The 24,463-nt window shown below is 63.8% G+C and carries 20 protein-coding genes; 10 read left to right on the top strand and 10 right to left on the bottom strand.

The annotated features are described in order from the left end of the window. Positions 1 to 302: 302 nt before the first annotated feature. The 3 genes from UP10_RS12250 to UP10_RS12240 form a co-directional block, all read right to left on the bottom strand. Positions 303 to 869: an Imm50 family immunity protein gene (locus UP10_RS12250; protein WP_245321717.1), complete on the bottom strand. Its 567-nt coding sequence runs from the start codon at positions 867 to 869 to the stop codon at positions 303 to 305. An 862-nt stretch (positions 870 to 1,731) separates the two neighbouring features. Continuing rightward, entirely contained in the window at positions 1,732 to 2,007 is a 276-nt protein-coding gene (locus UP10_RS45180) for a hypothetical protein (protein ID WP_197086787.1), read from the bottom strand. A gap of 782 nt (positions 2,008 to 2,789) precedes the next feature. Continuing rightward, positions 2,790 to 3,677: a LysR family transcriptional regulator gene (locus UP10_RS12240; protein WP_044587581.1), complete on the bottom strand. Its 888-nt coding sequence runs from the start codon at positions 3,675 to 3,677 to the stop codon at positions 2,790 to 2,792. Positions 3,678 to 3,853: 176 nt separating this feature from the next. Between UP10_RS12240 and UP10_RS12235 the strand changes: the two genes are divergently transcribed. From UP10_RS12235 to UP10_RS12210, 6 genes are all read left to right on the top strand, one after another. Continuing rightward, on the top strand, positions 3,854 to 4,828 hold the full coding sequence (locus UP10_RS12235) for an NAD(P)H-dependent flavin oxidoreductase (protein WP_044587580.1): 975 nt from the start codon (positions 3,854 to 3,856) through the stop codon (positions 4,826 to 4,828). 15 nt (positions 4,829 to 4,843) lie between these two features. Next, entirely contained in the window at positions 4,844 to 5,671 is an 828-nt protein-coding gene (locus UP10_RS12230) for an alpha/beta hydrolase (RefSeq protein WP_044587579.1), read from the top strand. Between the two features lie 25 nt (positions 5,672 to 5,696). Beyond that, a complete protein-coding gene (locus UP10_RS12225; RefSeq protein WP_283807649.1) occupies positions 5,697 to 7,268 on the top strand; it encodes an acyl-CoA synthetase in 1,572 nt (523 codons plus the stop codon). 181 nt (positions 7,269 to 7,449) lie between these two features. Continuing rightward, positions 7,450 to 8,550: a DUF2855 family protein gene (locus tag UP10_RS12220; protein ID WP_044587577.1), complete on the top strand. Its 1,101-nt coding sequence runs from the start codon at positions 7,450 to 7,452 to the stop codon at positions 8,548 to 8,550. A gap of 98 nt (positions 8,551 to 8,648) precedes the next feature. Then, on the top strand, positions 8,649 to 10,436 hold the full coding sequence (locus UP10_RS12215; RefSeq protein WP_044587576.1) for a flavin-containing monooxygenase: 1,788 nt from the start codon (positions 8,649 to 8,651) through the stop codon (positions 10,434 to 10,436). A 133-nt stretch (positions 10,437 to 10,569) separates the two neighbouring features. Beyond that, positions 10,570 to 11,547, top strand: coding sequence for a peptidyl-alpha-hydroxyglycine alpha-amidating lyase family protein (locus UP10_RS12210; RefSeq protein WP_044587575.1), 978 nt, complete (start codon positions 10,570 to 10,572; stop codon positions 11,545 to 11,547). Positions 11,548 to 11,616: 69 nt separating this feature from the next. On the opposite strand, the gene UP10_RS12205 is transcribed toward UP10_RS12210, so the two are convergent. Further along, positions 11,617 to 13,377 carry a chloride channel protein gene (locus UP10_RS12205; RefSeq protein ID WP_044587574.1) on the bottom strand — a complete coding sequence of 587 codons (1,761 nt, stop codon included), beginning with the start codon at positions 13,375 to 13,377 and terminating at the stop codon, positions 11,617 to 11,619. Positions 13,378 to 13,584: 207 nt separating this feature from the next. Between UP10_RS12205 and UP10_RS12200 the strand changes: the two genes are divergently transcribed. Beyond that, complete coding sequence (locus UP10_RS12200) at positions 13,585 to 14,142, top strand: HNH endonuclease (RefSeq protein WP_044587573.1); 558 nt, start codon at positions 13,585 to 13,587, stop codon at positions 14,140 to 14,142. A gap of 585 nt (positions 14,143 to 14,727) precedes the next feature. Beyond that, entirely contained in the window at positions 14,728 to 15,549 is an 822-nt protein-coding gene (locus UP10_RS12195; RefSeq protein ID WP_156179796.1) for a hypothetical protein, read from the top strand. 180 nt (positions 15,550 to 15,729) lie between these two features. Here the strand turns inward: UP10_RS12195 and UP10_RS12190 are convergent, their stop codons facing one another. Continuing rightward, positions 15,730 to 16,326, bottom strand: a complete 597-nt coding sequence (locus tag UP10_RS12190) for a TetR/AcrR family transcriptional regulator (RefSeq protein ID WP_044587572.1) — start codon at positions 16,324 to 16,326, stop codon at positions 15,730 to 15,732. Positions 16,327 to 16,467: 141 nt separating this feature from the next. Here UP10_RS12190 and UP10_RS12185 point away from each other — a divergent pair, with 141 nt between their 5' ends. Next, entirely contained in the window at positions 16,468 to 18,003 is a 1,536-nt protein-coding gene (locus UP10_RS12185; RefSeq protein WP_044587571.1) for an FAD-dependent monooxygenase, read from the top strand. Positions 18,004 to 18,008: 5 nt separating this feature from the next. Here the strand turns inward: UP10_RS12185 and UP10_RS12180 are convergent, their stop codons facing one another. The 3 genes from UP10_RS12180 to UP10_RS12170 all read right to left on the bottom strand — a co-directional run bounded on the left by UP10_RS12180 (position 18,009) and on the right by UP10_RS12170 (position 22,441). After that, entirely contained in the window at positions 18,009 to 18,938 is a 930-nt protein-coding gene (locus tag UP10_RS12180; protein WP_044587570.1) for a CobW family GTP-binding protein, read from the bottom strand. Between the two features lie 2 nt (positions 18,939 to 18,940). Beyond that, on the bottom strand, positions 18,941 to 20,434 hold the full coding sequence (locus UP10_RS12175) for an amidohydrolase family protein (protein ID WP_044587569.1): 1,494 nt from the start codon (positions 20,432 to 20,434) through the stop codon (positions 18,941 to 18,943). A gap of 150 nt (positions 20,435 to 20,584) precedes the next feature. Then, positions 20,585 to 22,441 carry an ABC transporter ATP-binding protein/permease gene (locus UP10_RS12170; RefSeq protein WP_044587568.1) on the bottom strand — a complete coding sequence of 619 codons (1,857 nt, stop codon included), beginning with the start codon at positions 22,439 to 22,441 and terminating at the stop codon, positions 20,585 to 20,587. Positions 22,442 to 22,636: 195 nt separating this feature from the next. Between UP10_RS12170 and rpmE the strand changes: the two genes are divergently transcribed. Beyond that, a complete protein-coding gene (rpmE, locus tag UP10_RS12165) occupies positions 22,637 to 22,864 on the top strand; it encodes a 50S ribosomal protein L31 (RefSeq protein WP_044538104.1) in 228 nt (75 codons plus the stop codon). 309 nt (positions 22,865 to 23,173) lie between these two features. Here rpmE and UP10_RS12160 read toward each other — a convergent pair whose 3' ends face one another. Both UP10_RS12160 and UP10_RS12155 read right to left on the bottom strand, forming a co-directional pair. Continuing rightward, on the bottom strand, positions 23,174 to 23,791 hold the full coding sequence (locus UP10_RS12160) for a LysE family translocator (protein ID WP_044587567.1): 618 nt from the start codon (positions 23,789 to 23,791) through the stop codon (positions 23,174 to 23,176). A gap of 14 nt (positions 23,792 to 23,805) precedes the next feature. Further along, positions 23,806 to 24,432 (bottom strand): FMN-binding negative transcriptional regulator, encoded by a 627-nt coding sequence (locus tag UP10_RS12155; RefSeq protein ID WP_044587566.1) that lies wholly within the window; start codon positions 24,430 to 24,432, stop codon positions 23,806 to 23,808. Positions 24,433 to 24,463: the final 31 nt, after the last annotated feature.

Below are 24,463 nucleotides of genomic sequence, written 5' to 3'. Positions count from 1 at the left end.
CACGAAGAAGCTGCCAAAGGTGGCCACTGAGATGGCGCTCAACGTGCTCGCCTACAACATGAAGCGCGTGATGACGATCCTGGGCGTAGGCGGATTGCTGAAGGCGATGCGGGCGTGAGGCCGGCCTCTGTGCGACCAAATCAGCGCCTACATGAAGCTCTTGGTTGCCACTGAGATGAGAGGTCGATTCCACCGAATTAGAAGCTCGGCGGCCGCGAACTGCGCCAGTGCCCCCAAGTTGCGCGATTTTCACACGGCCTGGGCCAGAAGCAGACATGGACCCCAAAGTCGGCTCTCGTCCATTATGGGCCAATAATGTCCTGAGCTGCGGGCTCACCCGGCTCAAACACAATGGATACCGCGCGCGCCCGGATCAGGCCGCTGAGGCCGTAGCAAGGCTCCAGTTCGATTTCAATGTCCTGCGGACGCGGGTCGGTTAGGTAGCCCCGACGCTCTGGGCGATTTGGTGCACGGCGCAAAACCAAGCCGGAAATGACGTTCTGAATGCTAAAGTTGTCGAGTTGCAAGTCCATGACTTCGCTCAGCGTAATAGTCACAACGGCATGGCGGTGGAGTACGAAGTACCCGCCGTGCCCGACCTCACCTGTGTTGATCCATCCGTGAAGACGGAGAGCACTAGGCCCCTTGCGGTGCAGCCGCAGGCTAAGGATTTCGGCGTCGTGAAAGCTCGGCACCCGACCAAACCAGCGTACGAGGTCTACGCCGCCGGGCACTTCATCATAGATTGAAGGTTCATTATCGGTCGTCATGCCCACCATAGAACCATCGGAGTTTGATGTCTGCAACGGGTCAAACTCAGGCCTCGCGTTCCAAAATAGTATTTCCGCTTTACCGCCGATAGCTGACATCTGGCTACTGGCTCGAAGTGCTAGAGCGGTTCACTGATGCCGCCGAACTGTCAGGGGTCATATTCTGAATCGGGAATTTCCGCGGTTTGGTTTCGGTCGGTGATGGGGCGAGCGATCGCGGTAGGGAATCACGTGCCCCCTTGCCGTTGCTTGCGGTGGGCACCGTGAAAACCGCCGGAGTGTCGAACCGGAGCGGTCATGAACGTGACCAACTATTGAAGGGTCATTCAACGGTCAAAGGTTGCGATCATGCGATTGGCGGTAGTTATCTCAGTCATTTTGCTGGCAAGTGGCGCGACCGCCCACGCAGACCAAGTTGTCAATGAAATGTACCGAGATCTGATCAGACCGCACGGCCACCCGCGAGGTGCCGCTGACTCACAGACCGCGCTTGATTATTGTTATAGTCAGACCGGTGATATTCGAGGTCTCGCGGATACCGCCGCATTCAAGCAGTGCATGCTCGGCCGGGGCTATCGATGGCAAAGAACGCAGATAAAGGGAAAACCGGCACCAACAAACGGCGTGGATGATTGTATAGCGATGGACATGTGCTAGTCCGCCGCACTCAACGGACATCATCCGATCGGCCCGGTTGGTCTTCTATGGGCCAACAGGCGACATCGCATGCTTCGCCTCATATGAAAGACGCGACCAACTGAGGCGGCGAAGGATTGTCATGACGCGAAAAAGCTGGCGGTGGGCGGAAAGGGAATTGGCGCCTTGCGATCTCTCTTCGAAAGGTGAATTTCCCTTGCTTCGGGTATCATCCCGATCCTAGCTCACGACTCACCTTCCAAGAAAAGGGGGTATTGGTATGCAGCCAGCCTCTCAAGATCCGTTTGAGATCTATGACGTCTACTTACTCATCTTGGGAATCGCTTTCCTCATCATCGGTATCTTTTACATATTTAGCCGCGAAGCGTCCCGCCGCGAGCATATCAAAAAATGGTTGATCATCGTCATCAAGCTTTTTCTTTGTGCCCCTTTTTACGTCCCCTCGGGGACGCCACGCCGCAAAAGCGCGCGCGAGGAGACCGATCAGGAAGCACTCCAAGCTGAAGTGGACCTCGGAGCTGGGACCAAGGATCGCCGAAATTAAGGTGTGATAGCGCCTGCCCTTGTCCTTCAAAATCAAGCAGCTTTCCTCTGCTGCTTTTGCGTCTGCTGTGGCTGCTTCGGGTCAACAGAGAGACCGATCAGAGTAGGCGAAATGCACTCCGTTCAGGAAAATTGCTGTTCACTTCGGCCTCCTTGGTAGCTCAATCGGCGCTGTGCTCGGTGGACCGGGAGGGCCGACACATTTCTTGCACATCGCCTCGATCACCCCATCCGGCGCACCCACGTAGCAGTCAGCGGTTCGGCGGCAAAGGTGCTCCATCGCCCCCTTTTTCTTGACTTCATCCATGTTACCCGGAGGGTTTTCCTTGATGAATTCGTTTAGCGCCGCAATCTTGCATTCGTCTTGAGTTGGGGTTTCGGATCGTGAGACATTGCTCGAAAGTAACAGAGCAATTGAAGTGACCACTAGGCTCCGAAGCATGAGGCGCTTTCTCCGCAACATCCGCTGTTACTAATTACTGCCGCAGGAGGGTGTCGAATCTAGCTGCGAATGTAAGCATAACCAAGACCGACGACGCCAAAGACCGGGACTGCCGCAATACCGATCTTAGCCTTCATCTGCAGCTCCTAAGGTGTTCGCTAACTTGACTGTATCTTGACCCACGCGTGCACCCTGCACGGCGCCAATCAATAGAAACAAAATCGAAGGCAGGTCATTTGGTTTGCAATCGTCACAAAACGCTAACGATGTCCGCTTTGAGGTCAGAACCGGCAATGCCCTGATCGAGAAAATGGCTTCTCTTCAGGTCCCAAAAGCCGACGTCTACGGCTTTATGAGTACGCGCCCCAGACCATATTCTACCCGCGCAGCCTGACGCGGTCCGCGCGGGCGCAGTCGGTGACGAAGCCGATCACGGCGCGCACCGCGGGAAGCTCGACCAGATCGGGATGCGCGAGCAGCCAGAGGTCGGAGAGGCTCGAGAGCTTTTGCGGCGCGACCCGGACCAGATCGGGATAGGCGGTCCCAACCAGGCAGGAGAGCGCTGATATGCCGAGCCCGGCCCGCGCCGCCGCGAGCATGTCGCCCTGCGAGGAGCAGCGCATCACCAGTGTCCCCTGCCGCGTGATGACATCGCTCCAGCGCGCCAGATAGGCGTTCGAGCCCTGGTCGGCGAAGCCGATCACGCTGTGGCCCTTCCACTCGTCGCGCCGCTCCGGAAGCTTGCGTCCTGCCGCATAGTCGCGCGCGGCGTAGAAACCGGCGCCGAGCCGTCCGATCCTGCGCCCGATCAGGTTCTCGTCGCCCGCATCGACCGGCCGCAGCACCACGTCGGCCTCGCGGCGGCGCACGCTTGCCGGGAATGGATGGGTGATGATTTCGAGCTGGATGTTGGTGTGATCGCGCAGGAACGACCTGAGATGCGGCATCAGCCAATGCGCCGCCAGTGTCGCGCCGATCGACAGTTTCACGACGCCGCGGGCCTGCTCACCCGTCGCCGCCGCCGAGGCCTCCGCGCGCAACGCGGCTGCGGCCATCGCCTCGGCGTGCTCGCGGAACTTGCGGCCGTGCGACGTCAGCGACAGCCCGTCATCGGAACGGGCAAACAGCCGGGTGCCCAGCTGTCTCTCCAGGGCCGCGACGTTGCGACCGACGGTCGGATGACTGATGCGCAGGCGCCGCGCGGCGCCTGCAAGGCTCCGCGTCTCCGCAACAGCGACGAATGTCTTGCAAAGATCCCAGTCCATACGCCCCTGCCCTCGACGTTCATTTTTGGTATAGCTGTTGTTCAATATTGAACGCGGCGGGACAGCCGTCCAGCTCTATATTGCACGGCAACAGGGCCGCCACCGCGGCCACCAACAAGACGCGATCGGCCCGGCCATTATACCCCGATCGACGTACACATGGAGGACCCCAAACGATGCCGCTGCCCGCTTCACTCGCCAACAAGCTTGAACTGCCGGTCGTCGGCTCACCGCTTTTCATCGTGTCGGGGCCCGAGCTCGTGATCGCGCAGTGCAAGGCCGGCATCGTAGGCTCGTTCCCGGCGCTGAACGCTCGCCCCGTCGAAAAGCTCGACGAATGGTTGACGCGGATCGAGAACGAACTCGGCGAGTACCAGGCGCTGCATCCGGAGAAAAAGGTCGCGCCCTACGCCGTCAACCAGATCTGCCACGCCTCCAACGACCGGCTGATGCACGACATGGACACCTGCGTGAAGCACAAGGTGCCCGTGATCATCACCTCGCTGCGCCCGCCGCTGGAGATCGTCGAGGCCGCGCATTCCTATGGCGGCGTCGTGTTCCACGACGTCATCAACGTCAAGCACGCGCGCAAGGCTGCCGAACAGGGTGTCGACGGCCTGATCCTGGTCTGCGCCGGCGCCGGCGGTCACGCCGGCACGCTGTCGCCGTTCGCGCTGGTCCGCGAGGTCAAGCAATGGTTCAAGGGCACGATCGTGCTGTCGGGCGCGATCTCCGATGGCTGGAGCATCGCCTCCGCGCTCGCGCTCGGCGCCGACCTCGCCTATATCGGCACCCGCTTCATCGCGACCGAGGAGGCCAACGCCGACGCCGGGTACAAGCAGGCGCTGACCGAGCATGCCGCGCACGACATCGTCTATTCGAACCTGTTCACCGGCGTGCACGGCAATTATCTCGGGCCGTCGATCGCCGCAGCCGGGCTCGATCCCGCTAATCTGCCAGCTGCCGACAAAACCAAGATGAACTTCGGCTCCGGCGGCAATATGAAGACCAAGGCCTGGCGCGATATCTGGGGCTCGGGCCAGGGCATCGGTCAGATCACCGACGCTCCGCCGGTCGCCGAACTGGTCGAGCGGCTCAAGGCCGAACTTGCCGATGCTCGCGACGGCTTTGCGGCGCGGCTCCGTGCCTGATCGCAGGAGGACAAGATGAGGCTTTCGCTCTCGGCGTTGATCCTGCTCGCCACGGTGTCGACCATGGCGCGGGCCGAAGACGGCCCGTGGAGCAGCTTTGAGAAAGGTACGCTCAATCCGGGCGAATTGTCGAAGGCAACGCCTGCGGATGTCGGCCTGCCCTTCGAGCGCGTCGCAATCCCGAGCAGCGACCGCAAACTCGACGGCTTCCTGGTGCGGGCCGATGCCTCCTGCGAGGCCGCGCCGGCACTGCTTATCTTTCACGGCCGCGGCGAAACCGTCGCTGACTGGATCGCGGTTCAGAAATTTCTCCACGACAAATGCGTCTCGTCGCTGGTGTTCGACTATTCCGGGCACGGCAAGAGCAGCCCGCCGGGAACGATCGACAACATCAACGCGGACAGCGTCGCGGCCCTTGATACATTCCTGAAGCTGTTTCCGGCGACCGGACGCCGTTGCCTGCTCAGCCATTCGCTCGGCGGCGGTCCGATGCTGTATGCGGCAACACACGGCGATGCCAAACCGGACTGCACCATCGCGGCGAGCCCGTTCTCATCACTGCGCGACATCGCCATTCGTGGCGGCGCGCCCGAGCAGGTCATGCTCAAGCTGCCTGATGTCTGGAACAATGTGGAGGCGGCAGGCCACCTGTCGATTCCCTTGCTTTGGGTTCACAGCCACGTCGACAAGACGATCCCGATCGATCTCGGACAGCGGGTCTATGACGCCAAACAGGGCGCGAAGACCTCCGACGTGATCGATGGATTTGATCACAACGCGATCTATAAAGAGATGCCCGACGCGATCTGGTCACCGATCATAAGCTTTGCAAAGACAAGGTGAGCGGCGCACACCGAAAAACGGTAATGTGACCGAAAGCCGGACAGGCAATCGCAAAGGGACGAAACCAAACATGATCATCAGCGGCGAGCGACGCATCAGCTATGGCGAGATTCATGCCCGCATCGCACGGGCGGCCAATGGCCTCCGTGCGCTCGGCGTGCAGGGCGGCAAGCCGGTCGGCATGATGCTGCGCAATGATTTTGCGCTGTTCGAGGTGGTCGCCGCCGCGGCTGCGCTCGGCAGTCCGGTGGTGCCGATCAACTGGCATCTGAAGGCCGAGGAGGTCGCCTACATCCTCTCCGACTCTGGCGCCGATACGCTGGTCTGCCATGCCGACCTGTTGCCGCAGATCCGGGATGGCGTGCCGGCCGGGATCAAGCTGCTGGTCGTTGCGACCCCGCCTGAGATCGCCGCGACCTATGGCGTGGCGCCGGCACTCGCACGGGTACCGGACGGGATGACCGATTGGGACGACTGGCGCGACACGCATCAGCCCCTGGCCGACGCGCCAATCGGCGCAGCGCCGATGTTCTACACGTCGGGCACCACGGGCCTGCCCAAGGGCGTATTGCGCAAGCCGATGCGGCCCGAGCAGCAGGCGGGCGCCGCGCGCGTCGGCGCCATCACCTTTGGCATCAAGCCAAACGAGGATCAGGTGATCCTGATGAACGGGCCGATGTACCATTCGGCCCCGCACTCCTACGGCATGCTGGCGTTCCGCAACGGCTGCACCATCGTGCTCGAACCTCGTTTTGATCCTGAGGATTTGCTGCAACTGGTCGAGCGCCACCGCGTCACGCACATGCACATGGTGCCGACCATGTTCGTGCGGCTGCTGCGCCTGCCGGAGCAGACACGCCACCGCTACGACCTGTCGTCGCTGCGCTTCATCGTCCATGGCGCAGCGCCATGCCCTCCTGACGTCAAGCGCGCAATGATCGACTGGTGGGGGCTGGTGGTGAACGAATATCTCGGCGCCACCGAGACCGGCATCCCGGTGTGGCATTCGGCGGCGGAAGCGCTGTCGAAGCCCGGCACCGTCGGCCGCGCGATCGAGGGCGGCATCGTCAAGATTTTCCGGCCCGACGGCACGCTGTGCGACGTCAACGAGCCCGGCGAGATCTTCATGCGTCAGACCGCGATATCGGACTTCGACTATCACGACAACGCCAAGGCGCGTGCCGACGCCGACCGCGACGGCCTCGTCAGCGTCGGCGACGTCGGCTATCTCGACGCCGACGGCTATGTGTTCCTGTGCGACCGCAAGCGCGACATGGTGATCTCGGGCGGCGTCAACATCTATCCCGCCGAAATCGAGAATGCGCTGATCGGCATGACGGGGGTGCGCGACTGCGCCGTGTTCGGCGTTCCCGACGACGAATATGGCGAGCGGCTGTTCGCCTGCGTCGAGCCGGACACCGGCGCGGCGCTCACGGTCGCCGCTGTCAAGGATTTCCTGCGCGGCAAGCTCGCCAATTTCAAGGTGCCGCGGGATATCCAGTTCCTGGACGCCCTGCCCCGCGAGGCCACCGGCAAGATCTTCAAGCGCAAGCTGCGCGATCTCTACCGCGAAGGGCAGCTCCACGCGGCAGAGTGACCAGAGCGTTTTCGAGCGAAGTGGATGCCGGTTCGCGTGAAGAAAACGCGTCAAAGCTAGAATCCAGAGCTCCGTTCCGATGGAGCTCTGGGACGAACAGCGTTTCAAACTTTGTTGCTGTTGCGAAGGCATCGGGGGTGGGGCAGAGATCACCGCACGCAAACGGACCGGGAGCACCGACATGAAATCGACCGACTTCATCGTCATCCGCAGCGATCTGCAGCAATGCAAGGTGATCGAGACGCAATTGCCTGATGCCGCGGCGCTGCCGCCCGACGCGCTGCTGCTCAAGGTCACGCGCTTCGCGCTCACCGCCAACAACATCACCTACGCCGTGATCGGCGAGCAGCTGAAATACTGGCAATTGTTCCTGGCGCCGCAAGGCTACGGCATCATCCCGGTCTGGGGCTTTGGCGAGGTGATCGCCTCGAAACATCCCAACGTCGCTGTCGGCGAGACCTTGTTCGGCTATTTCCCGATGGCGACGCACCTCGTCATCGAGGCCGCCGACGTCAGCAAGCGCGGCCTGCGCGATGCGGCCGCGCACCGGCAGGAGGTCTCGCCGGTCTACAACAACTATGCCCGCGTCTCCGGCGATCCGACCTATGCCGGCCGGCGCGGCGATGAGCGGGCGCTGATGGTGCCTTTGTTTATGCTGTCGTTCCTGGTCGACGATTTCCTGGCGGAGAATGAGTTCTGCGGCGCACGCAGCGTCATCCTGTCGTCGGCCTCGAGCAAGACCGCATTCGGCCTCGCCCATCTCCTGCACAAACGGCAAGATACCGGGCAAGGCATTCGCGTGGTCGGCCTGACGTCGAAAGGCAATGTCGATTTCGTCACCTCGCTCGGCTGCTACGACGAGGTCGTCACCTATGACCGCGTCACCGCGATGCCTGCGACGGAACCGGTCGCCTATGTCGACATGGCCGGCAACAGCGCGCTGCGCGAGACCTTGCATCGGCACTTCGGCGCGCAGATGAAATATTCCGGCCGGATCGGACTGACCCATCGCGCGAGCGAACCGGACGAGGCCGTTTTGCCCGGCGCCAAGCCGGTCTGGTTCTTCGCCCCCGACCAGATCCGCAAACGCGCCAAGGAATGGGGGCCGGGCGGCATCGAGCAGCGCTTCGGCGCCGCCTGGGCAGGGCTCGCGCCGCATCTGCCGGAGTGGCTCGAGGTGGTTGAGCATCGCGGACACGAGGCGGTGCGAGCGGCCTATCTCGATACCCTCAACGGCCGCGTTCCGCCGGATCAGGGTTTGATCCTCTCGCTCGCTGAATAGCCGGCATCTCGTCACGCCCTTTCTGCGGGCTTCCGAATGGGTATAGGGTTCTCGTCCAGGTAAACGCCGCAAAGACGGCTACTGACGAGAAACGCCGGATGCTCGACAAGACGGACGATATTTCGGTTGCCGCCGACAATTGGCTTGTGCAGTTCGAGGACGCGCTGGCCAGTCCCGACGATGTGCTGTTGAAGCCGCTGTTCCATCCCGACAGCCACTGGCGCGACGTGCTGGCGCTGAGCTGGAACATCCAGACCGTCAACCGCGCTTTCGCCATCCTCGCGGAACTGCCCGCGCATGCACAGCGCAGCGCCCCGCATAACTTCCGCATCGATGCCGATCGCGCGCCACCGCGGCGGGTGATCCGCGCCGGGACCAATGCGATCGAGGCGATCTTCAAGTTCGAGACATCAGTCGGCCGCGGCCACGGCATCGTGCGGTTGATCCCTGATGCCGCCGCCGACAACAGCCTGAAGGCCTGGACGCTGCTCACCGCACTCGAGGAGCTCAAGGGATTTGAAGAACAGCAAGGCCACACAAGGCCGCGCGGCCAGGCGTATTCCCGCGACTTCCGCGGACCGAATTGGCTCGACCTGCGCAAGGCGTCGGCCGAATACACCGACCGTGATCCTGATGTGCTCGTGGTCGGCGGCGGACAGGCCGGGCTTGTGATCGCGGCGCGGCTGAAGCAGCTCGGCATCGACACGCTGATCGTCGACCGCGAGGCGCGCATCGGCGATAACTGGCGCAAGCGCTATCACGCGCTGACCCTGCACAACCAGGTGCAGGTCAATCACATGCCCTACATGCCGTTCCCGCCGAACTGGCCGGTCTATATCCCGAAGGACAAGCTCGCCAACTGGTTCGAAGCTTACGTCGACGCCATGGAGCTGAATTTCTGGACCGGCGCGGAATTCGCCGGCGGCGGCTATGACGATGCGCATGGACATTGGAACGTGGAGCTGCGCCGCGCCGACGGCACCACGCGCAAGATGCAGCCGCGCCATGTCGTGATGGCGACCGGCGTCAGCGGCATTCCGAACCTGCCCGACATCGCCGGCTTGAAGAACTTTTCCGGCAAGGTCATGCATTCCAGCCGCTACGAAGACGGCGAGGACTGGTCAGGCAAGCGCGCGCTGGTGATCGGCACCGGCAACAGCGGCCACGACATCGCGCAGGATCTGCATTGCTCCGGCGCCGAGGTCACGCTGGTGCAGCGTTCCTCGACCTTGATCACCAATATCGAGCCGTCGGCGCAACTCGCCTACGCCGCCTATAACGAAGGCTCGCTCGAGGACAACGATCTGATCGCGAGCTCGATGCCGCTGGCGCTGGCCAAGCGCAGCCATGTGCTGATCACCGAACAGTCGAAAGAACTCGACAAGACCCTGCTCGACGGGCTCGCGCGGGTCGGTTTCAGGCTCGATTTCGGCGACGGTGGCACCGGCTGGCAGTTCAAGTACCTCACCCGCGGCGGCGGCTATTATTTCAACGTCGGCTGCTCCGATCTCGTCGCCAGCGGCGCAATCAAGCTTGCCCAGTTCGCCGGTATCGAGACATTCGTGCCCGAGGGCGCACGGCTGAAGAACGGCGAGACTGTTGCCGCCGACCTCATCGTGCTCGCGACCGGCTACCGGCCCCAGGAAGAGCTGGTGCGGAAATTGTTCGGCGAGGCCACCGCCGCACGCGTCGGCCCGATCTGGGGCTTTGGCGACGGCCAGGAGCTGCGCAACATGTACACCCGCACGCCACAGCCGGGCCTGTGGTTCATCGCCGGCAGCCTCGCGCAATGCCGCATCAACTCGCAATATCTGGCGCTGCAGATCAAGGCGATCGAGGAAGGTCTGCTGCCGCGTGACGTTTGGCCGATGGCGAAGTTCACATAGCCCCCACCGTCATTCCGGGGCGATGCGTAGCATCGAGCCCGGAATCCATCTGGCCGCAAACTCTGTGGATGAATGGATTCCGGGCCTGCGCTTCGCGCATCCCGGAATGACGAGAGAAGAGAGAGGACGAAAAATGCCAACCATCCTGGGCACCGGCGAGCATCGCTACCGCGTCGTGGAGAATTTCGCAAAGCTGCCTGACGGCTGGAGCCTGACCGACGTCGCTTCCGTTGCGGTCGACAGCAAGGACCGCCTCTATGTCTTCAACCGCGGCGCACATCCGATGGTGGTGCTCGACCGCGAGGGGAATTTCATCAGAAGCTGGGGCGAAGGGCTGTTCTCCCGCGCTCATGGCCTGCACATCGATACCGACGACAATCTCTATTGCACCGATGACGGCGACCACACCGTGCGCAAATGCTCTGTTGACGGCAAGGTGCTGCTGACGATCGGCATCCCGAACAAGCCGGCGCCGTTCATGAGCGGGGAGCCGTTCCACCGCTGCACCCACACCGCGCTGTCGCCGAAGGGCGAGATCTATGTCTCTGATGGTTACGGCAATGCTTGCGTCCACAAATACACGCCGGACGGCAGGCTGCTCAAAAGCTGGGGCGAACCCGGGACCGATCCTGGTCAGTTCAACATCGTGCACAACATTGCAACCGATGCCGACGGTTGGGTCTACGTCGCCGACCGCGAGAACCATCGCGTCCAGGTGTTCGACGGCAACGGCAGATACGAGACGCAGTGGAACAATCTGCACCGGCCCTGCGCGCTGTGCGCTTGCGGCAGCGGCAAGCAACCGACCTTCATCATCGGCGAACTCGGTCCCGGCATGCCTGTCAACCGCAAGGTGCCCAATCTCGGCCCGCGGCTCTCGATCGTGGACAGCCGGGGCAACCGCATCGCCCGGCTCGGTGGCGAGCACGGCCCCGGCATCGAGACCGGAAAATTCCTGGCCCCGCACGGCCTCGCGCTGGATTCCCGAGGCGACATCTATGTCGGCGAGGTCGGCGTCACCGACTGGAAGACCAGCTTTCCAGACACCGAGATGCCGGCATCGGTGCGGGTGACTCGGTGTTTGCAGAAGCTGGAGAAAGTTACGGCGTAGGCGGCACCAAACACTCAGCGTCGTCCTGGCGAAAGCCAGGACGACGGCATGGAGAAGCCCCGCGCGAAGTCAAATCTCCCCGCTCACCTCGCGGCGGCGCTGCTCGGACTCTTCCGCATAGCGGCGCATCGCATGCGCCTCGGAGAGGGTCCCGAGCGGCCGCCGATCGCCGTCGGCCTCGATCACGGCGAGCGATTCCGCTTCGGCCGCGTCGAACACTGCGATCGCCTCCTGGATGTTCATCAGCGGATGCAGCGCGACGTCGGCATGGCGCAGGACGCCCGCGAGCCCCTTCTCAGTCTCGATGTCGGGCGCATGCGCCTCTGCGATCAGCACCAGCCCCGCATAATGCCCCTCGCCGTCGACCGCCACCACCTGGGTCTTCGAGCCCGGCGGGAATTTTTCGCGGAACGTCTCGATCGGCATCGCGGCATCCACCGTCGTCATGTCCTGCCGCATCATCCTGTTGACGGTCAGATCGCGAATCCAGCCGACATCGGCGGCGCTGCGGATGGTCTCGCCGCGCAGATGCAGCCGCCAGGTCGCGAACGAATAGCCGAACAACTCGCGGGTAATCATGGTCGAGATGATGACGGCCGCCAGCACCGCGGTGGAGAGCCAGAGATTGCCGGTCGATTCCAGCGCGATGAACGACATCGTCAAGGGACCGCCGATCACCGAGGCCGACAATGCGCTCATCCCGATGACGGCATAGGCGTTCGGATCGAGATTCAGCCCCGGCCACACCATGTCGACACCGGCGGCAAACAAGCGACCGCCAAGCGCGCCCATGAACAGGGTTGCGAAAAATAGTCCGCCGCGGAAGCCAGAGCCGAGCGAGATGATCGATGCAAGCGCCTTCAGTGCGAACACGCCCGCGATGAGGCTGAGCGGCATCGACACGATGCTGGTAAACTGCAGCGCGCCGTGGCCGGACGACATGACATGCGGCGTCAGCAAGGCCAGCCCGCCGACTGCGAGCCCGCCGAGCGCGGGGCGCAGCGGCGGCCACAGCCTGGTCCTGGCCAGCACCGCCTCACACAGCGTGACGCCGCGCATGATCGCGATGCCGGTCAATGCCGAGAGCAGCCCGAGCAGGGCCGCAATGGCAAGATCCCGGCCGAGCACATCGCCGACCGCGCCGACGACGATGCCAAGCCTCAGCTCCGTGAATCCGTGGGTCACGAAATAGCCCGCGACCGCGGCAACCCCGACCGGCGCCAGGCTCGCCGGCGTATAACCGCCGATCACCAGCTCGAAGGCGTAAAAGGCGCCGGCCAGCGGCGCGCCGAATGCGCCCGCGATCGCCGCCGCCGCGCCGCATCCGACCATGATCCGCTGGTCGTTGCGGCGCATGTGGAACGCGCGGCCGAGCGAGGCGGCAAGCCCGCTCGCAAGCTGGGTATAGCCGGCCTCGAGGCCGACCGAGGCGCCGACCCCGCTCGACCAGATCGTCTGCAATGCCACGATCACGCTGCCGCGGAACGACATTCGCCCGCCATAGAGCGCATTGGCTTCGATCGGGTCGACCTCGCGCCCCGGGCGCCAGCGCGACAGCAGCAGGAACACGAGCCCCAGCAGCAGCCCACCCAGGCTCGGAATCAGCAGGGCCCGCAGCGGGTCGATGCTCGACTGGGCGGACAGGCGCTCATGGATGTTGATGTTGAACAACAGTGCGTGAAGTCCGGCGACGGCCACGCTCATCGCCAGCACGACCACTCCGCCAATGGTGCCGATCAGCACCGCCAACAGCACCAGGCTGGTTTCATGCGCGCGAACGAATGCGCGAATGCGGCGCGGCGCCTCGAGATAGCGGGTCGATGTGGTCATCTGCAGCGGGTCATGGGCGGGGTCCGTGGACGGCCGTCAAGGCCTCACGGTACCCTTTAGCGGCCCTTATGGCCGGGACGCAATCGGGGCAGGAACATGGCGACCTGGCCGCGGATAAGCCGCTCATTGCTCTTCACAATCCCGTCACGCTGCCTGTAGTATGTGAGTGCATGCTGCTTCGCAGCTAATGGGAGTCAGGAGCGTTATTTGAACGCACATGTCTCACAAGGCGGTTGGCCGGTACTTGTGCTGAATGCGGACTTCCGGCCGCTAAGTTATTACCCGCTGTCGCTCTGGTCCTGGCAGGACGCGATCAAGGCGGTGTTTCTCGATCGCGTGAACATCGTCGAATATTACGACAGGGCGGTCCGAAGTCCGTCCTTCGAAATCCAGCTGCCGAGCGTCGTATCCCTCAAATCCTTCGTCAAGCCGTCGACCCACCCCGCCTTCACCCGCTTCAACGTCTTCCTCCGCGACCGCTTCATCTGCCAATACTGCTCGGCGGATGACGACCTCACCTTCGACCACATCATTCCGCGCAGCAAGGGTGGCCAGACCACCTGGGAAAACGTTGTCGCCGCTTGCTCGCCCTGCAATCTGCGCAAGGGCAATCTGACGCCGCAGCAAGCCAGGATGTTTCCGAGGCAGGCGCCCTATGCGCCGACCGTCCACCAGCTCCATCGCAACGGCCGGCTGTTCCCGCCGAACTATCTGCACGACAGCTGGCTCGACTATCTCTACTGGGATACGGAGCTGGATCCGTAGGCCGCGAGGCGTTCAGCGCATCTGTGCTGCGGCTTACAAGAACGTCAAAACACCTATTCAGCCACACCCCGATTTGAGCGGCCGAGGCAGCCGGCTGATTGCGCATGGTGTTCCGCCCAAGTAGCGGCGGAGCAGGAATGCTGCGACCTGCCTGGCGGCAAGGCGCGTCGCATTAACCTCCACAAGTTGAATTTCTTGACGGCCCACATGTGAAGTTAGAGAGTCGACGCAAGGACGCGCGCCCAGGCGGAGAAAATCCAGATTTGCTGCTTGCGTGATGTCGATCAACCCGAGGTTATCGACATTCTCTTGATTTTGCATTTGATCCTGCCGTCCGACGACGCTGTCGCATTTTTGCAAGAGACGAAGTGGCGGAACATGCATGTTGAGCTTAATGTCCCATACAGCTGTCGAGGTTGCGCATCCGCGTGACGGCCTATCGTTGGTGCCAGATCGTCCGCGTCAGCCCTCCGGACCAATAATCCAGGCTGACGGGCAAACGTCACGCAAGGGCGCTGCCAGGCCCATGACGACGGCAGACGTTCCCGCGGTCGCGCGTCTCTTCCTCAACGTCTTCAGGGGCGCTTGCACGCGTTAACCTTGGGATCTCCCTGCTACAGTGCGGCGGCGGGTACGAAGATCTATGAACAGCAGGACGGCCGTATCTCCAGCGCGCTCCTCTCGGTCCCGATGCGTTTCGTCGCCTGCGGCAATGTCGTTCCGGGGCGGCTTCTCGGCGTCTTCATGACGAACAAGGAGGCCGCAGGAGCAGCCCAGCTCAATCTTGGTTTACGGCCGAAACACGCTGATTTTTCGTTCTGTGACAGCGCATCGCCGACCAGCGCCAAGTCGCTGTTGGCCATCGGCGGAAAAACGATTCCGATACTGAACCTGGAATGGGTGCGGACCTTCCGTCCGCTGGGGGCACTCATCGGACGCCTTTCGTTGCGCTCTCCGCGCCGAAGCGATCTGGTCCTGGCAACGCTCGCTCGTCCCATTGACGCTCTGCTGAGCCGCCTGCGCGGCGATGAAGACATCGTGGGCGCGGCCGACCTGAAGGTGCTGGAGATGTCCGTTCCGGACTTCCTCGCGCACGCGCCCCGGCTCATTGCCCACCACGCCGTACGGCCGCTCTGGTCGGAGGACGAACTCGGTTGGCTGGTCGGCCTGGCAGCGCAGAACACCAAACTCGGCGCGTTCACGATCCGCGCGATCGCCGATCCCTCCGGCGCGATCATTGGCTGCTTTGTCTACTATGCGGCTCCGGGGCGGACCGTGCATGTTCTCAACGTCCTGTCACTTCCCGGCCAGGAGGCTGGCGTGCGGGCTGCGATGTTCCGCCATCTCGAGAGCACCGGCCATGTCGAAGCCCGCGGCCGTGCGCAACCGGCTCTGATGGCCGGCTAGGGATGCAGCGGTGGCTTCTATTCCGACACCGTGCCTTCGCCATGGCGTTGACACGCGTTCCGGAAGTGAACGAAGCCGTTGTGCGCGGTGATATCTATGTCGGAGGCCTCGCCGGCGAAGACTGGAGCCGGTTGATGCACGACTTCGGCTGAGATCGGGCACCGGAAGGTCCGCCGAGCTTCAGAACTGTTTTGCCAACAGGGTAAAGCCCTGGCGGATGTAATAGGCCAGCGGGTGTGCCGCGTCGTTCTGTTTCCACTTGTCCAGCGCCAGACGCAGCGTCCCCATCGCCACCATCGCGACCAGCCGAAGCCCGTCCCGTCGTGCCGGTGCAGGCCAAAGCTCGGACATCGCGTCCAGCAGGATCTGCTCTGTCTCGATGAAAACGGCTTCCTTTCGCGCGCGGAGCGCCTCGGTCGATTGCATCAGGCGATCGAAGACGACGGATTCCTTCGTCTCGTAGCGTGACGCGAGCTTGATCAGGCACTTCTGGACGGCCTCGAGCGGAGCCTGATCGGGGGGCTCGTCGAGCATCGTCGGCCTCAGCGCTTCCCGGAAGCCGCTATCATGCGCAGCCAGCAGAACGTCTTCTTTCGACTTGAAGTAATAGAAGAAGGTCCGGCGCGAGATGCCGGCGGCCTCCGCGATCGCATCGAGCGTCGTGCCTTCGTAACCGTGCTTCACGAACAGTTTCAAACCCCGTTCGATGATCCGCTCCGACGTCTCATGCCGCTTGCGTTCCCGCAGGCCCTGCGGCGGTTCCGACGCGCCTTTCATGTAAAACCCACTCCGTCGATCGCCACTTGCAATATTACACTCAGTGCGATAATAAATCGCACTGAGTGCGAATTTATAGTGAGATCGGTGGCATCTCTCAAGAGAGAATTGCTGCCGACAGGGATCAGGATTTGTCTTTCGATGTATGATGTTGTGATTGCCGGTGGCGGCCCCGTCGGCCTGTTTCTCGCCTGTGAACTACGCCTCGCAAACCTCTCGGTGTTGGTGCTGGAGCAGACCGAGGACCCGCGCTCGCCCCTGAAGCGGCTTCCATTCGGCATGCGCGGCCTGTCGGTGCCGACCATCGAAGCGTTCTACCGTCGCGGGCTGCTCGACGACATCGCGACGCCGCCACGCGCGAAAGACGACGCGGAAAGCAGCAACGCTCCGGCATCGGCGCATTGGATGCAACAGCCGCGCCGCCCGGCTGGCCATTTCGCCGGCATCCAGTTTTTCCATGACAACATCGATCACGCGAAGTGGCCGTATCGCTTGCCCGGTCCGGCCGGCACGAACATAGCGGTCGAGATGGAGCACCTCGAATCCGCCCTGGCCGCGCGCGCAAGCGCGATGGGGGCCGAGATCAGGCGCGGCGTCGGCGTCGAGGATTTCGATCAATCGGACGAAGACGTGACCATTCGCGCTGACGGTGAGACCTTTCGCGGACGCTGGTTCGTCGGTTGCGATGGCGGCCGCAGCACGGTCCGCAAGGCTTGCGGCTTTGCGTTCGTCGGCACCGATCCCGAGTTCACCGGCTATTCCGTTGAGGTCGAGATGGCCGATCCGGACATGCTCCGCCCGGGCCGCCACTACACGCCGACGGGCATGTATACCTACGCGCTACCAGGCACGATCGCGATGATCGATTTCGACGGTGGCGCTTTCCACCGAATCCAGCCGACTACGCTTGAGCATGTGCAAGCGGTCTTGCGCCGCGTCTCCGGCACCGACGTCACCTTGACCGCCCTTCAGCTTGCCACCACCTGGACGGATCGCGCCCACCAGGCGACCGCATATCGCAACGGGCGGGTGCTGCTCGCCGGCGACGCCGCGCACATCCATTCCCCCCTCGGCGGCCAGGGGCTCAACCTCGGGCTTGGCGACGCGATGAACCTGGGATGGAAGCTGGCGTCCACGATCCGTGGCGACGCGCCGGCCGGCCTGCTCGACAGCTATCTGAGCGAGCGCCATCCGGTTGGAGCACAGGTCCTCGACTGGTCGCGCGCCCAGGTCGCGCTGATGCGGCCGACGAGGAGTTCGCGCGCGCTCGAAGCGATCATCCGCGATCTCATCGACACGCGTGACGGCGCGACATACTTCGCCGAGCGCGTCTGGGGCTTGTCTCTCCGCTATGATCTTGGCGGCGGCCATCCGCTGGTGGGCCGCAGCGTACCTGATTTCGAGTTGGCCGACGGGACAAAGCTCGGCGAACTCCTCAGGACGGGACGAGGCCTGTTGCTGGATTTTGACGCGCGGGCACCGCTGCGGGCGCTCGCAGGCCGCTGGAGCGACCGGATCGCGTATGTCGCAAGCGACGTGAAGGATCGGCTGGGGTTTAGCGCGGTGCTCGTGCGCCCCGATGGCTTCGTCGGCTGGGCCGCTGAATCGGCCCCCGACCTTGAGGAAGCGTCTCAGGCCGCGTCGCGATGGTTCGGCGAACCCAACGAGGCGCAGTGAATCCTTCACCCGGCGTCGACACATCCCTCCATGATCCGATCGATCTCGGCGCGCGATAGAACGCCGAGTTCGGCAATGAACACGATCCGTGTTCGCGGCACGCCGGGCGCCGGCACTCCGCCGGGTGCCAGCGTTGCGCGTCCGCCCGCGAGTTGAAACACCATCAGCCGCCCGGGCTGCTCCACCGTCTCGAACAATCCCTTCGCGCGCGCGAGCTTCGGCGCCAACCGGCCGATCGCCTGCTGCAAGCGCGGCAACGACACCGGCCGTTCCGACGTCCAGCTCAGCGTCTCGAACCGATCGAACGTCGGCCGCCGCGGCCCCGGCTCGCGCGGCTCCGGCACATGATCAACATCAGTAGGAAACAACAATGCCGTCGGCACCTCGCCATGCACCGCGTCGACGATCACCGCGGCAGGACGCAATGCCCGGATCGCATCGCGCATTCGCGCGCGGCTCCCCGCATCCACCAGGTCCACCTTGTTCAGCGCCACCACATCGGCGGCCCGCAATTGGGACCGTACCAGCGCATCGTTCAACATAGACGTAGGTTGCGTCGCGTCCACCACGCACAGCACGGTCTCGAGCGGCGCCTCCGTCCAGACCACCGGGTCCATCAGGTTGCGCACGATATCGGAGGGATCGGCCACCCCGCTGGTCTCGATCACGATGAATTCGGGGCGCGGATCACGCCGCAGCAACGTTGCGAGCGTGCGAAGCAGATCGCCTTCCAACGTGCAGCAGATGCAGCCATTGCTCAGGCTCACCACGCCGTCGCTGGCACCTGCGATCAGCTCCGCATCGATGTTAACAGCGCCGAAATCGTTGACGACGGCGGCAATCCGCCGTCCCTCCGCGTGCGCGAGCAGGTGGTTGACGACCGTGGTCTTGCCCGCTCCCAGGAAACCCGCGACGAGCAGGATCGGGACCGGCACAATCAGCTCGCGGTGACGACGGGCCGGCGCACCGGCCGGCCGGGCCGCGCCGCCACATCCATCACGCCGTCTGATATCAGCGGCTGGCCGCTGACGACCAGATGCCGGACGCCCTCCGATGCGCGGTTCATCGCGGTGAAGGTCGCGCGGTCACTCAGCGTCTCGAAGTCGAACGCCACGATGTCGGCATCGGCGCCCGCCTGCAGCTTGCCTTTGCTGCGCATCGCCGGCGTGCTGGCGGAGAGGATTTCGGCCGGGATCAGCGCGCATTTGCGGATGCCTTCCATCAACGACACCTTCCGGCGCTCGCGCACCCATTCGCGGATGAAGCGGGTGAAGCAACCCGCCGAGCGCGGATGCGAGGTGGCGTCGTCCGGCAGCGGCCAAGCGTCGCCGGTGTAGACGCTGCCGTCCGACAGCGTCCAGGGCATCGCGTCGGATGCGATCGCGCCGCCGGGATACAGCACCGACATGTCGAGGAGGTCGCGATGGTGCGGGTTGTTCTCGATATCCAGCACGTGCCAGAGCACCAGCGTGGAGGGCTCTTCCGCCTGGGCCGCCAGCAATTCCTCCCGGCTTCCAAAGCGGTGCCCGTCGGTCACGCGCTGCACCGAATCGTAGCCGAGGCCATTGCGCTCCTCGAATTCGGGATCGCTGAAGAAGGCCGCCGCCAGCACGGTCGAACCGGTCCCGTAAGGATACGCCTCCACCGTGATCGGCAGGCCCTGCGCCTGCGCCTTGGCGATCAGCACGGCACAACGCTCGACGTCGGTCTTGCTGGACGAGTTGAAATGGCAGATGTGCATGTGCGCGCCGGTGGCGCCGGCATAGCCGATCAGGCGGATATAGGCCTCGGCCGCGCTTTCCGGGTCGATGCGCGACATATAGGCGACGTGGGTGAAGGTCGGCACATTTTGCGCCGCCGCCAGCTGGCACACCGCGGTGAGCTCCTGCACGCCGGCGCCCGGGGCATAGGCGTTGAGAATGCCGATGCCGATGCCGCCCTCGTTCAGGCCGTTGCCAATGCGCTCAAGGATACCGGCGATCTCGGTTTCGCTGGCGACATTGTCCATCCAGCGGCGATCACGCATCGCGTTGCCGAATGCCTCCAGCGAGCTTTCCGCGTTGGAGCCGGTCATCGCGCCGATCCGGGCGAACGCCCAGTTGGTGGCGGCGCCGTAGTTCAGCACGCGTCCCTTTGCGGCCTGGCGCTGATACCAGGATGCGACCGGCAACACGCCGGCCTCGAGGTCGAGCGTCGTCGTCACGCCGTCGAAGGCCTGCATGCGGTCTGCGGGGATGGTCTGGCCATGCGCGTGGAGGTCGATGAAGCCGGGCGCCACCACGAGCCCGGTCGCGTCGATCTGGCGCTCAGCGCCGCCGAGCCCGGTGCCGACAGCGGCGATCCGGCCATCCACCACCGCCACGTCGCCGATAGCGTCCATCCCGCTGGCCGGATCCACCACCCGGCCGCCGCTGATCACCAAACCACCCATCTTGCTGCTCCCGCATTCCGAAACTGAGGTCCCCAAGGCCGGACGGCCCGCGAGAGGCTTACGACCGGTGCCATGCGGGGCCAAGACACAAAAATGCATCGCACTCATCGCAACAACCGGGTCAGGATTGTTGCGACAACCCGCAGAGGATCAAATCCCCTCGAACTGCAACCGCGCCAGCCGCGCATAGAGGCCGTTGGCGGCGACCAGCTCTGTGTGGGTGCCCTGCTCGACGATCTTGCCCTGGTCCATCACCAGGATGCGGTCGCAGGACAGCACGGTCGCGAGCCGATGCGCGATCACGAGCGTAGTGCGCTGGCGCATCAGCTCTTCCAGTGCGGTCTGCACCAGCGTCTCGCTTTCGGCATCGAGTGCCGAGGTCGCCTCGTCGAGCAGCAACAGCGGCGCATCGCGCAAAATCGCGCGTGCGATCGCGATGCGCTGGCGCTGGCCGCCGGACAGCGTCACGCCGCGCTCGCCGAGCTGGGTCTCGAAGCCGCCGGGCAAGCGGCGCAGGAATTCGGTGGCGTGCGCCAAATCCGCAGCGCGCTCGACCTCGGCATCCGATGCATCGGGGCGGCCGAAGCGGATGTTGTCGCGGGCGCTTGTCGCGAATACCACGGAATCCTGCGGCACCAGCGCGATGCGCTTCCGGACGTCGACGGGATCGACCTCTTTGATGGGCACGCCGTCGAGCGAGATCGTGCCCGACTTCGGATCGTAGAAGCGCAGCAAGAGATGGAACAGCGTGCTCTTGCCTGCGCCGGACGGGCCGACGATCGCGACCTTCTCGCCCGAGCGGACCGACAGCGAGACGCCGTCGATGGCCAGCGCATTGGGCCGGGTCGGATAGGCGAAGCTGACCTGATCGAAGCCGACATCGCCGCGCGCCGGCTGCGGCAACGCGCGCGGCCTGGCGGGAGCAGCGATCTCCGGCTTGACCCGCACGATCTCGAACAGCCGCTCGGCAGCCCCCGATGCGGCCGAGACCTCGCCCCAGACTTCGCTGAGCTGGCCGAGGCCGCTCGCGGCGAACGCCGCATAGAGGATGAATTGTCCGAGCCGTCCCGGACTGATCGCCCCGGTCAGCACATCGTGTGAACCGACCCAGAGGATCAGGACCACGCTGGAGAAGACGATGAAGATCACGATCAGCGTCAGCACCGCGCGCGCCTTGGTCGAGCTGCGCGCCGCCTCATAGGCCTGTTCGACCTCGCGGGCAAAGCGGGTGTTGGCGAACCGCTCGCTGGTATAGGCCTGCACGGTCCTGATCGCGCCGATCAATTCGGAGGCGTAGGCGCTGGCATCCGCCAGCGTATCCTGCGCGTTGCGCGACAGCCGCCTGACCCAGCGGCCGAACGCCACCAGCGGAATCACGATGATCGGGATCGCCAGCAGCACGAAGCCGGACAATCGGGGACTCGTGATCACCATCATCGCGGCGGCGCCGATGAACAGCATCATGTTGCGCAGCGCGATCGAGACGGAGGCGCCGACCGCCGATTTGATCTGGGTGGTGTCGGCGGTGAGCCGCGACACCAATTCGCCGGAGCGCGAGGAATCGAAGAACGCCGGCGATAGCGCGACGAGATGCGCAAAGACGTCGCGCCGGAGATCGGCGACGATGCGCTCGCCGATCGTCATCACGAGGTAGTAGCGCGAGGCGCTGGCGGCGGCGAGAGCCGCGACCACCGCGATCATCACGCTGAAATAGCTGTTGATCATCGCGATGCCTTCGGGCGTGAAGCCCATGTCGATCATCCGCCGCACCGCGACCGGCACGATCAGCGTGGTGATCGCCGCGACCGTGAGCGAGATGAAGGCGAGGATCGCGCGGCCCTTGTAGCGCGCCACATAGGGTGCAAGCGCCAGCAACGGCCGCAAGCGGGCGCTGTTCTTGGCCGGCTCAGTGAGCTGGCTCTCGATGAAGGCTTCCTCCTCGAGCAAGGCGTCGCGCGGGGGCTGCGGCGTGCCGCGAGGGGGCTCAATCTGTTCGGCTACGCTCATGAATCCCGGACCGGTTTCTGCGCCCCCAGATAGGCCCGTCCACCCCGGCTGGCAAATGGGCGGAAAGTCCCAATCCGGTGATAGTTTTGGCTGGTTTCCTGGCCTTGTTTTAGGAGGCCCCATGGGTTATAGAGCCGCCCAAATCCCGTATCCGATTGATCTTGAGACGGGCGCCGGCGCGCCGAAGGAACTGTCATGAAAGCCGATATTCACCCGAATTATCATACGATTAAGGTCGTCATGACCGACGGCACCGAGTACCTGACCCGGACCACCTGGGGCAAGGAAGGCGACACGCTGAACCTCGATATCGACCCCAAGTCGCACCCGGCCTGGACCGGCGGCAGCCAGCAGCTGATGGACCGTGGCGGCCGTGTCTCGCGCTTTCAGAAGAAGTTTTCGGGCTTCCTCAAGAAGGACTAAGCCTGATCAGATCGCCTCTGCGATCCGATGCAAACGCCCCATCGCGGGGGCGTTTTTGTTTGTGGGGTGGGTCGATGCGCTGCCGCTGCCTGATATTCGCTGTCGTCCCTGCGGAAGCAGGGACCCATACGCCGCGGCGGGTGTCGTACGCGAGACTCGTCGTACCAGCGTTGCACAACGACTGACATCGGTGATTATGGGTCCCGGCCTGCGCCGGGACGACACCGAGTATGTTGCACGGCTTGTGAGTCTTACATCCGCGCTCGAAGGAAATTGCGAGAGCGATGCACGCGTTAGCTACGCCCTGCGCTACCGATCCTGGAACGCCAACCGCGCGCCGAGGCCGATCAGGATGCTGCCGCCGATCTTCTGCATCAATCGCTGCGACCTGCGCGAGCGCTGCAGCTTCGACATCACTGCGCTGGCGAACACCACGCAGACGATATCGACCATCGAGAACATCAGATTGACGATGATGCCGAGCACGAGAAGCTGGCTCCAGACCGGCAGGCTTGCAGATGCGTCGACGAATTGCGGCAGGAACGCCAGGAAGAAGATAGCGGTCTTCGGATTGAGCACCTCGACGGCGATGCTTTGCGCGAACGCGCGCTGCGCCGAGACGGGTGCAAGCTCCGGCCGCTTCGCACTGTCGCGATCGCGGAACAGCGACAGGCCGAGCCAGACCAGATAGGCCGCGCCGAGAAGCTTCATCGCCATGAACAGCGGCGGCACCGCATGAAACAGCAGTGCGAGGCCGGCGGCCGCGGCGAACACATGCACGTAACCGCCGAGATGCAGGCCGAGCGAGGCCATCAGGCCGGCGCGCCTGCCGCCCGCCAAGGTGCGGGCCGCGGCATAGAGCATGGCCGGACCCGGCATCAATGCAAAGGTCGCGGTCGTGATCGCGAAGGCGATGTACAATTCCATTTCGGACACTGGCCTCAGGTGGTCGGGATCATCGCGGCGACTTCGTGATCGCTGGGCCTGTCGCTTTCGCCGAGACCCGCGACGACGCCGGCGCGATCCTCGATCTTGCGGTTCTGGCTCATCTTCTTCTTCGCATCTAACCGCGTGATCGGCATGCGGAAGCCGACGATGCCGCGGAGCTGCGCCTTAATGAAATCGGCCGGCGCGTCGCTGACCTGCCAGACCTCTTCACGCGACTTCTCGTGCAGCTGCGTCAACCGCGTCACGATATCGAGCAGGCGATCCGCATCCTCGAAGAACTCGGCCGATCCATAGGCGTGCACGGAGACGTAGTTCCAGGTCGGCACCACCTTGCCGTGCTCGGCCTTGGTCACATACCAGGACGGCGTCACATAGGCGTCGGGCCCGGTGAAAACAGCCATCGCCTCGCCGATCGCCGCCGTCTTCCACTGCGGATTGGGCCGCGCGACGTGGCCATAGAGCGTGCCGTATTCGCCCTCGCTCTCGCTAAGCATCAGTGGCAGCGGCGTTCCGATCAATCCGTCCGCGGTGGACGTGACCAGCGTCGCGAGCCGCGAGGCGCGCATCGCGGCGTGGATCGCACCGAGTTCGTCGATCTTGAAGTGCGGCGGCAGGTACATAGCAAACCTCATCAGTGATGGCTCGCATGAT

This window comes from Bradyrhizobium sp. LTSPM299, assembly GCF_000938235.1.
Lineage (GTDB): Bacteria > Pseudomonadota > Alphaproteobacteria > Rhizobiales > Xanthobacteraceae > Bradyrhizobium.
This window is presented reverse-complemented; position numbering and strand designations above follow the sequence as displayed.